This is a genomic window from Bacillus sp. 522_BSPC (assembly GCF_001076885.1).
GTDB lineage: Bacteria > Bacillota > Bacilli > Bacillales > Cytobacillaceae > Niallia > Niallia hominis.
On record NZ_JVDT01000198.1, the window covers coordinates 1 to 10,223 of the forward strand.

The window sequence follows — 10,223 nt, forward strand, 5'->3', positions numbered from 1 at the left end:
TAGAATGGTTTGGTAACTACCGATTCACCAGGTAATACACTTTTCAGTGGCCTCAGCGAAACGACGAAGCGGCTCGGCGCTCGCCCCATGGAAAGCGAACCCCTGTAGCGGAAATCAACATCCCTATTAGAAAGGGCTACAAAAAAGACCATAGGCAAAATCCTCAAACTAAAAGGAGTTTGTCTCCAGTTTGAAACTTCCTATTATATAGGGAGTTTTTTTATCGTGTTGACTTCTGTATATTCTCAAACAGCAATGCTCGGAATAGAATTTTCATATAGGTGAAAGCAAATGGAAAAACGATATTTCCAAACAATTAATATAATAAAAAGGATTGAAATTCCAGATGAGAACTTCTATAATGAAGGTACGAACTACCATACTAGTATCATTAGAATGCCAAGAAAAAGGTGAGTATAATAGTTTCAATGAGAAAAAGGCAAAATATTTCCACACGAGATTTTGTTTATGAAACAATAAAAAATAGAATAACAGATTTAGGATTAAAACCAGGGCAAAAGATTTCTGAACAAGAAATCGCAAGTGAGTTAAACGTAAGTCGCACCCCGGTAAGAGAAGCTTTCTTAAAGCTTTCCCAAGAAGATTTGCTTGGAATATATCCGCAAATTGGTACGATTGTTTCCTTGATTGATTTAGATCTTGTGGAAGAAGCAAGGTTTGTTCGAGAAAATATGGAAAAAGCAGTTGTGAGAGAAGCTTGTGAGGTTTTTGACCAAGAGCAGTTATTTAAATTGGAATCCAATATTGCCATGCAGGAATTATGTTTAAAAAATGAATCCCACCAACAATTATTGGAATTAGATGATCAGTTTCATCGTTTATTATTTGAGGGATGTAAAAAACTGAGAACATGGAAGATGATTAGACAAATGAACAGCCACTTTGATCGCTTGCGTGTTCTGCGATTAGAATCAAATCTGGAATGGGATATGCTTGTTTCTCAGCATAAAGATATCTTTCAATTTATCAAGGAAAAGAAAGCAATTGATGCAGAAAAATTAATAGGGATACATTTAAATTTAGTTAACTTTGAGAAAATGGAATTAAAGAAGACTTATCCTGATTATTTTAGTTAAGATTAGTAGAATTTTATCATAGCTTTTTCACAGAATTTTAATCAAGCTTTATAGGTTAATTATAGGAGGATTAAGCAAATGGAAAAAATGATGGATAAAGAAAATCAACGATTCGTAACCAATAGTTATCACTGTTGGTTGCAGTATCGTAAAATTAAAAACGCTGATAAATATACCAACATAGCTTCTACTATTTCAATTGCTTTACAATCAGTAGTCATTGGTTCTGCTGTAAACGAACTTAAAATTGCTCTTAAGTCTATGCTAGATGTTGTACCAACTATTCAACAATCTGTGGAAGATGGGTCTTCTATTATTTTAGGAACATATGAAAGCGTTAACTTAAATAATTATGGGATTTCACCAAAATTATTTGATGACTTAAATGAGGAAGGCTATTTAGTAAAAACAACCGATGATAATAGACAAGTGCTATTAATTGGAAAAACAGATAAAGGAGCTTTATATGCAGTTTTCCACTTTTTAAGAATTTTACAACAAGAAGAATCCCTTATTGGCTTAGAAATAAGGGAAACACCAAAACATCAGTTAAGAATGATGAATCAATGGGATAATATGAACGGTTCTATTGAACGAGGTTATTCTGGTAACTCCATCTTTTTTAATGATAACGATTTCACGAAGGATTTCGCAAGAATTAAAGATTATGCTCGCCTTCTCTCTTCTGTTGGAATCAATGCCATCTCGATTAATAATGTAAATGTATGGGAGGTGGAGACGAAATTACTTACAAAGGAATTTTTGCCTAAAGTGAAAGAAGTGGCAACTATTCTAAGGTCTTATGGGATTACTACTTATTTAAGTATAAATTATGCTAGTCCTATAGAATTGGGGAATCTTCCAACTGCCGATCCACTGGATAAAGAAGTAGAAAAATGGTGGGCGAGAAAGGCAGAAGAAATTTATAGCCATATCCCTGATTTTGGTGGTTTCGTGGTGAAAGCAGATTCAGAAGGTAGACCTGGACCATTTACATATGGCAGAGGCCATGTTGAGGGAGCTAATGTTTTAGCACGAGCATTACAGCCTTTTAATGGAAAAGTAGTATGGCGTTGCTTTGTTTACAATTGTTTACAGGATTGGCGGGATAGAAAAACAGATCGAGCACGTGCAGCATACGACAATTTTAAGCCCCTTGATGGACAATTTCTTGATAATGTTATTTTGCAAGTTAAAAATGGGCCAGTGGATTTCCAAGTACGTGAACCAATCTCTCCGCTAATAGGCGCTATGAAAGAAACGAACCAGGTAGTGGAATTTCAAATTGCACAAGAATATACGGGTCAACAAAAAGACGTTTGCTATTTAGTTCCACAGTGGAAGGAAATATTAAACTTTGATACATATGCTGATGGAGAAGGATCGACCGTAAAATCAATAGTAGATGGTTCACACTATAACTATAGCCATAGCGGTATTGCTGCTGTATCTAATATAGGCAATGATATAAATTGGACTGGAAATACATTAGCACAGGCCAATCTTTATGGATTTGGCAGATTAACCTGGAATCCTGATTTATCAACAGAAGAAATTACAGATGAATGGATTCAATTAACTTTTGGTCATGATCCGAAAGTGGTAGAAGTATTGGAATTTATTTTGCTCCAATCATGGAGAACCTATGAAAATTATACTGCACCACTTGGCGTCGGCTGGATGGTAAATCCTAATCATCATTATGGTCCAAACGTGGATGGATATGAGTATTCAAAATGGGGTACATACCACTTTGCTGACTGTAAAGGAATTGGTGTAGACCGTACAATGAAAACTGGAACTGGCTATGTGGGACAATACTTTGGACCAAATGCAGAACGATACAATTCATTAGAAGATTGTCCAGATGAGTTGCTTCTATTTTTCCATCATGTACCATACACACATAAACTTCACTCTGGAGAAACCGTCATTCAGCATATTTATAATACACATTTTCAAGGTGTAGAAGAAGTGGAGACGTTTATTAAGAAATGGAATGAATTAGAAGGAAAAGTAGAGAATTGGGTTTTTGAAAATGTGAAAGAACGTTTTCAGCTTCAATTAGAAAATGCTATGGAATGGCGTGATCGCATTAATACGTATTTCTATAGAAAATCAGGAATAGCAGACGAAAAAAATAGAACAATATATTAAAATCAGTACCTCATTTATCCCGCATTATGGCCAGTAAAGTAGCCTTCCCGCTGCAAAAGAAGGACGGAACTGCGCGTATAAGACCAATTGATGCAACGGTCAATTAGTGGGGGTTGAAAAGCCTCCCCTGATTGACGTTGTTTTAGGGAAAAAAGAAATCGTGGGCTAGTGATTTAGCCTGATAAACTTAATCATCAAGAGAACCTATCCTTTTACAATCACTTTTTATTATTATCCACTAAAAAATGAACATAGTATCTTTTATAGATAATCTTTGGAATAAAGCGTATAAGGCGAAATAAAAATTTATTTGAATTTTCTTATCATAAGTGGGGATTTGATAAAAGTTGAAAGCGTTTTATTTTTGCGAAAGTAGTACTTATTTTCCATCCTAAATTCTAAATAAATAAAAAGGAGAGGGTTGTGTGTTAAAAGTAGCTATTATCGGTGCAGGAGCAATTTCATCAGCTCATATGGAAGCGTATTTGCAATTTACAGAGCGCTGTCAGATTGTTGCACTATGTGACATTTATCCGGTGAAGGCAGAAAAGAAGGCGAAAGAATTTAACCTTGATGTAGCCATTTATGATGACCATACAAAAATGCTAGAACGTGAGGACATTGACCTAGTATCCGTTTGTACACCACCTTATACACATTCAGAAATAACCATTAATTTTCTGGATTCTGGTAAGAATGTGTTGGTTGAAAAACCAATGGCATCTTCATTAGAGGAATGTGATGCGATGAATGCAGCTGCGGAAAGAAATCATAAAATGTTGTCTGTCATTTCACAAAACCGTTTTCGTACCCCAATGATGAAGTTAAAAAGGGTGCTAGATACTAAACTTATGGGACCCATTGTCCATACACAGGTTGATTCTTACTGGTGGCGCGGGCACAGCTATTATGATTTATGGTGGCGTGGTACATGGGAAAAAGAAGGTGGCGGTTGTACACTAAATCACGCTGTGCACCATATAGATATTTTCAAATGGATGAATGGGATGCCATCTGAAGTTACTGCCGTCATGAGTAATACTTCTCATGACAATGCAGAAGTAGAGGATATTTCTATCGCTATTTGCCGCTATAATGACGGAAGTCTTGCTCAAATAACGAGCTCTGTCATTCATCATGGGGAGGAACAACAATTAATTTTTCAAGGGAAAAATGCTAGAGTCTCCGTTCCATGGAAAGTGAAGGCATCTAAATCAAAGGGAAATGGATTTCCAGAAGAGGATCCAGAGTTGGAAGAAAAGATTCAGCATTATTATGAGGAATTGGAAGAAGTACAGTATGAGGGACACACAGGTCAAATTGATGATGTGTTAACTGCGTTGGAACATGGGATTCCTGTTTTAATTGATGGAAAACAAGGAAGACAGACACTGGAATTGATTTCTGCTATCTATGAATCTGCAAGCACAGGTAAAACAATTAAACTTCCATTAACGAAGGATAGCCTATTTTACACAATGGAAGGCACACAAAAAAATGCCATCCATTTCTATGAAAAGAAAACAGCGATAGAAAACTTTGAAGACAATGACATTACCGTAGGCGGAAAATACGAGTAAATAAAGGAGGAGAAAGTATTGAATAAAAATGATGGCATGAATTATGCTCCAAAAGGAAAAGTAAGCAAAGTAGTGGAAGAAGGCGAATTCCGATTTGCAGCGATTGGCTTAGATCATGGGCATATTTATGGAATGTGTAATGGTCTGGTAGAAGCAGGAGGAACTTTAGTTGCCGTTTATGACCCAGGTGTGACACGTTTCTAACGGAAAAGGTTAGGCATTAGGGAGTATTTACCACTTTCTAAGAGAACTAATTTCTCGATAGGCGGAATGAGGAGGTAACGCTCTGAAACGCCTACTCTGATACTCCGACATGCTGATTCTAGGGTTAAATAGATTGGTATGAAGCTCGGTGAAGTCGGCAGAGAGATACCGTAAGTTGATAAAGCGGAGTGTTTACTTTTCATAATCAACACGAAAGCTGTCTAGTGGTAGATGGTGTATCCTATATGCCGGGAGTCCATAAAGTGTCTATGGTTAGAATGTGTATATACACTGACGAATCTCTGAATGTACGGTTCTAGACATAAATGCTGTAGAAATGCAGCAGGTGGCAAGTAAGCCACTCGTATGTGTGGGTAAGTAAAAATCTGGCGTTATGAAAACCCATAGCTTGTTACAGGCAAGTTCAAGCATACAGGACCATAGGAGAAACCTAAGGATATATAGAAGGATAGAGAAATTGGAACGTGGAAATCGAAGGATGTGGAGGCATTAACCAGCCGTAGAAACAGTTCAGTATATAAAGGGAATTAACCTATTAAAACTGATTAGCCATTCGAGAGAGTGGAGTCATAGTACCTATGAAACCAAGATAATAATTGGTGGAGGGATAGGCTCTAGTCGGAAATTTCCAAAGCCGATTATTGTAGATGGGGTTAATAATTTTTTTACTGAAAAAATCTTATGCATATACATACATGTTACCCCGTCTAATGATTTGTTTTGGAAAATTCGATAGAACGCCGTGTGAGGTGAAAGTCTCATGCACGGTGTGAAGTGGGGGAAAGGCTAGCGATCCTATCAAAGGCTTACCTATCACTATACCCAAAAAAAGTTCAGAAGTTTTTGGAAACATACCCTAATGTTAGTGCAGCAACATCAGAAGAAGAAATTCTTCATGATTCAACGATTAATCTAGTTGCAAGTGCCAATATCCCAGTGAATCGTGGTCCGTTGGGATTACGTGTCTTAGATGCAGGCAAACACTATTTTGCAGATAAACCTGCTTTTACAACGTTAGAACAAATTGAACAAGCAAAGCAAAAAGTGCAAGAGACCGGTCTTAAATGGGGAATTTATTATAGTGAGCGGTTACATGTAGAAAGTGCCGTTTTTGCAGGTCAGTTAATTGCAGAAGGAGCGATTGGCCGGGTAATATCTGTGATGGGAACAGGACCGCATCGCGCCAATGCCAACAGCAGACCTGACTGGTTCTTTGATCCAGAGCAATATGGCGGGATTCTCACAGATATCGGAAGTCACCAAATTGAGCAATTTTTACATTATGCGAATGCGAAAAGTGCAAAAGTTCTCCATAGCAAGGTTGCCAATTATCATTATAAGCAATACCCAGCATTTCAAGATTATGGCGATGCGACATTGGTTGCAGACAATGGTGCTACGTTCTATTTCCGTGTCGATTGGTTTACACCAGATGGACTTGGGACTTGGGGAGATGGACGTGTTACAATCATTGGAACAGAAGGGTATATTGAAGTCCGTAAATATATTGACATTGCTCGCAGCAACAAGGGCAACCATTTGTATTTAGTGAATGGAGAAGGGGAAAAGCATTTTCAATTATCAGGAAAAGTAGGTTACCCATTTTTCGGAGAATTCATTTTAGACTGCTTAAATGGTACAGAAAATGCCATGACCCAGGAACATGCATTTACTGCTGCTACCATTTGTGTCGAAGCACAGGAAAAAGCGATAAAAATTGAATAATTCGTATCCTAGATTGTGGGTCTATATATAAACAACTATGTAGAAGTCTAATAAAAGATATTTAAGAAAAGTGAGTTAGACAGGAGAAGGATGCAAATAGAAACTTCCTATTAAATATAGGGAGTTTTTTTGCGGAACTTAATAGAATAAAGACTTCTGGCCAGGTATAAGTTGTCACGCTATTGTGGAAATGGTAAGATGTATAGATGATACTAGTTTGAATTTAAGGGAAAATGGGTATTTAGCAATCATTTTTCTTCTATAATATATAGTATATAATTTTAGTTTAAAGATAAACTGGTCATAAAATTGATTTTTATAGATGGAATCCTTAAAAATGTTAACAAAGAAGACAATTATTTTTCATCATTTTTTAATGAAAAAGAGATAGTCTTCCCAATAACTACTGTGATTTCTCATTATAATAGAAAAAGGAGCGTTTTTTAATGCTTGGAATTTTAAATAAAGTATTTGATCAAAACAAACGCGATATTAAGAAATTAACGAAGATTGCCGACAAGGTGGAATTGCTTGCAGATGAAACAGCAGCATTATCGGACGAGCAATTAAAAGGAAAAACGGAAGAATTTAAAGCGCGTTTCCAAAAAGGGGAAACATTAGACGATTTATTGGTAGAAGCTTTTGCCGTAGTTCGTGAAGCTGCAAAACGTGTCCTTGGCCTTTATCCATATCCAGTGCAGTTAATGGGGGGAGCATCCCTGCATGAAGGTAATATTTCTGAAATGAAAACAGGGGAAGGTAAAACGTTAACTGCGACAATGCCTGTGTATTTAAATGCATTATCTGGTAAAGGTGTTCACGTTGTTACAGTCAACGAATATCTAGCTACTCGTGATGCTGCAGAAATGGGACAATTGTACAATTTCCTTGGGCTAACAGTAGGTCTTAACTTAAACGGCATATCTAGAGAAGAAAAGCAAGAAGCCTACCGTGCAGATATAACGTATGGGACAAATAACGAGTTTGGTTTTGACTATTTGCGTGATAACATGGTTCTTTATAATGAGCAAAAGGTACAAAAACCATTATTTTATGCAGTAATCGATGAAGTGGACTCCATTTTAATCGATGAAGCACGTACACCACTTATCATTTCTGGTTCTGCTCAAAAATCAACACAGCTTTATGTTCGTGCCAATATCTTTGTAAGCAGCTTAAAACCAGAAAAAGATTATACGTATGATGAAAAAACAAAAGGTGTTCAATTGACGGAAGAAGGGATGTCAAAAGCAGAGCGTGTTTTCCAAATTGAAAACCTATTTGACGTTTCCAATGTTGCCATTAACCATCATATTACCCAAGCGTTAAAAGCACATGCTAGCATGCATAAAGATATAGATTATGTTGTTCAAGATGGCGAAATTGTTATTGTTGACCAATTTACTGGCCGTCTCATGAAAGGCCGCCGTTATAGCGATGGCTTGCATCAAGCAATTGAAGCAAAGGAAAACTTAGAAATTCAAAATGAAAGCATGACCCTAGCAACCATCACATTCCAAAACTATTTCCGTATGTACGAAAAACTTGCGGGGATGACTGGTACTGCGAAAACGGAAGAAGAAGAATTCCGCAACATCTATAATATGAACGTTGTTGTTATTCCGACAAACCGTGAGATTGTTCGTGATGATCGCCCTGATTTAATTTACGCTTCTATGGACGGGAAATTCCGAGCAGTAGGAGAAGACATTGCAGAGCGCCACAAAAAAGGACAACCAGTACTTGTTGGTACTGTTGCAATTGAAACATCTGAAATCATTTCGAAGTACTTATCGAAAAAAGGAATACCACATAATATCTTGAACGCGAAAAACCATGAAAGAGAAGCAGAAATTATTGCAACTGCCGGAGAAAAAGGCTCTGTTACGATTGCCACAAATATGGCTGGTCGTGGTACAGATATTAAACTTGGCGAAGGGGTAAAAGAACTAGGTGGTTTAGCAGTTATCGGTACAGAACGTCATGAAAGTAGACGTATTGATAATCAGCTCCGCGGACGTTCTGGTCGTCAAGGAGACCCGGGGGTAACACAATTTTACTTATCCATGGAAGATGAATTAATGCGCCGTTTCGGTTCTGATAATATGAAAAATATGATGTCAAGACTAGGAATGGACGACTCCCAGCCTATTCAAAGCAAGATGGTATCTCGTGCTGTAGAATCTGCCCAAAAACGTGTAGAAGGAAATAACTTTGATTCACGTAAACAATTACTACAATATGATGATGTGCTTCGTCAACAACGTGAAATTATCTATTCACAACGTAATGAAGTATTAACTTCTGAAAATCTACGCTCCATTGTGGAAAATATGATTAAATCATCATTAGAGAGAAATGTCCAAGCGCATACTCCTGAAAATGGCGACAGAGAAAGCTGGGATCTTCAAGCAATTGTGGATTATGTGAATGGAAATCTTCTTAATGAAGGCGATGTACAAGTAAGTGATCTTCGTGGAAAAGAAAGCGATGAAATCGTTGAATTCATTTTTGCGAAAGTACTACAAAGCTATGATGAAAAAGAGGAGAAGCTTTCTGCTGAGCAAATGCGCGAATTTGAAAAAGTTATCGTGCTTCGTGCAGTAGATAGCAAGTGGATTGACCATATTGACCAAATGGACCAATTACGTCAAGGTATCCACCTTCGTGCATATGGGCAAATCGATCCTCTTCGTGAATACCAATCAGAAGGATTTGCCATGTTTGAAGCAATGGTTATTGCTATTGAAGAAGACGTCGCAAAATACATTATGAAAGCAGAAATCCGCAATAATCTTGAAAGGGAAGAAGTGGCAAAAGGCCAAGCTGTAAACCCTAAAGAAGAAGGCGGAGAGAAGAAACCAAAGAAAAAGCCAGCAGTAAAACAATTAGACATCGGCCGCAATGCACCATGTTTCTGTGGAAGCGGAAAGAAATATAAAAATTGCCACGGTGCAAATTTGTAATATAGTTTTGTGAGAAGTCTATCTCTTCCTTTTTGGAAGAGATGGGCTTTTTTTATGGCTTGGGGAGGATGGATGGGAGGGGGGGAAGTAGGAGTGGGGGAGTTGCAGGTAAGGTGGGGAGTTGCAAGAAAGGTTGGGAGTTGCAAGTAAGAGTACGAAAGTTGCAAATAAGAGTGGGAGAGTTGCAAGTAAGAGTACGAAATTTGCAAATAAGAGTGGGAGAGTTGCAAGTAAAAGTAGGAAAGTCGCAAGTAAGAGTGCAAGGGTTGCAAGTAAAAGTAAGAAAGTCGCAAGTAAGGTGGGGAGTTGCAAGTAAAAGTAGGAAAGTCGCAAGTAAGAGTGCAAGAGTTGCAAGTAAAAGTAAGAAAGTCGCAAGTAAGGTGGGGAGTTGCAAGTAAAAGTAGGAAAGTCGCAAGTAAGAGTGCAAGGGTTGCAAATAAAAGTGTCAAAGTCGCAAGTAAAAGTACAAAAGT

Annotated in this window: 6 protein-coding genes and 1 pseudogene; all 7 read left to right on the plus strand. The window is 37.5% G+C overall.

The window, feature by feature from the left end:
• Positions 1-428 precede the first annotated feature (428 nt).
• The 7 genes and pseudogenes from ADJ83_RS16680 to ADJ83_RS16710 all read left to right on the plus strand — a co-directional run bounded on the left by ADJ83_RS16680 (position 429) and on the right by ADJ83_RS16710 (position 10,066).
• Entirely contained in the window at positions 429-1,097 is a 669-nt protein-coding gene (locus ADJ83_RS16680) for a GntR family transcriptional regulator (protein ID WP_031540549.1), read from the plus strand.
• Between the two features lie 87 nt (positions 1,098-1,184).
• Positions 1,185-3,254, plus strand: coding sequence for an alpha-glucuronidase family glycosyl hydrolase (locus tag ADJ83_RS16685; RefSeq protein WP_031540548.1), 2,070 nt, complete (start codon positions 1,185-1,187; stop codon positions 3,252-3,254).
• Positions 3,255-3,679: 425 nt separating this feature from the next.
• On the plus strand, positions 3,680-4,834 hold the full coding sequence (locus ADJ83_RS16690; protein ID WP_031540547.1) for a Gfo/Idh/MocA family protein: 1,155 nt from the start codon (positions 3,680-3,682) through the stop codon (positions 4,832-4,834).
• An 18-nt stretch (positions 4,835-4,852) separates the two neighbouring features.
• Positions 4,853-5,020 (plus strand): annotated as a pseudogene (locus tag ADJ83_RS16695) (gfo/Idh/MocA family oxidoreductase); the annotation flags it as partial.
• Between the two features lie 813 nt (positions 5,021-5,833).
• Entirely contained in the window at positions 5,834-6,784 is a 951-nt protein-coding gene (locus ADJ83_RS16700; protein ID WP_081836751.1) for a Gfo/Idh/MocA family protein, read from the plus strand.
• Between the two features lie 446 nt (positions 6,785-7,230).
• The gene (secA, locus tag ADJ83_RS16705; protein WP_031540544.1) at positions 7,231-9,750 is read left to right on the plus strand and encodes a preprotein translocase subunit SecA; all 2,520 of its coding nucleotides are present in this window, start codon (positions 7,231-7,233) and stop codon (positions 9,748-9,750) included.
• A 121-nt stretch (positions 9,751-9,871) separates the two neighbouring features.
• A complete protein-coding gene (locus tag ADJ83_RS16710; RefSeq protein WP_204375774.1) occupies positions 9,872-10,066 on the plus strand; it encodes a hypothetical protein in 195 nt (64 codons plus the stop codon).
• Positions 10,067-10,223 lie beyond the last annotated feature (157 nt).

Excerpts from the sequence above, each read along its gene's own strand:
- ADJ83_RS16680 (WP_031540549.1), top strand. The coding sequence starts at position 429 with ATGAGAAAAAGGCAAAATATTTCCACACGAGATTTTGTTTATGAAACA.
- ADJ83_RS16685 (WP_031540548.1), top strand. The coding sequence starts at position 1,185 with ATGATGGATAAAGAAAATCAACGATTCGTAACCAATAGTTATCACTGT.
- secA (WP_031540544.1), top strand. The coding sequence starts at position 7,231 with ATGCTTGGAATTTTAAATAAAGTATTTGATCAAAACAAACGCGATATT.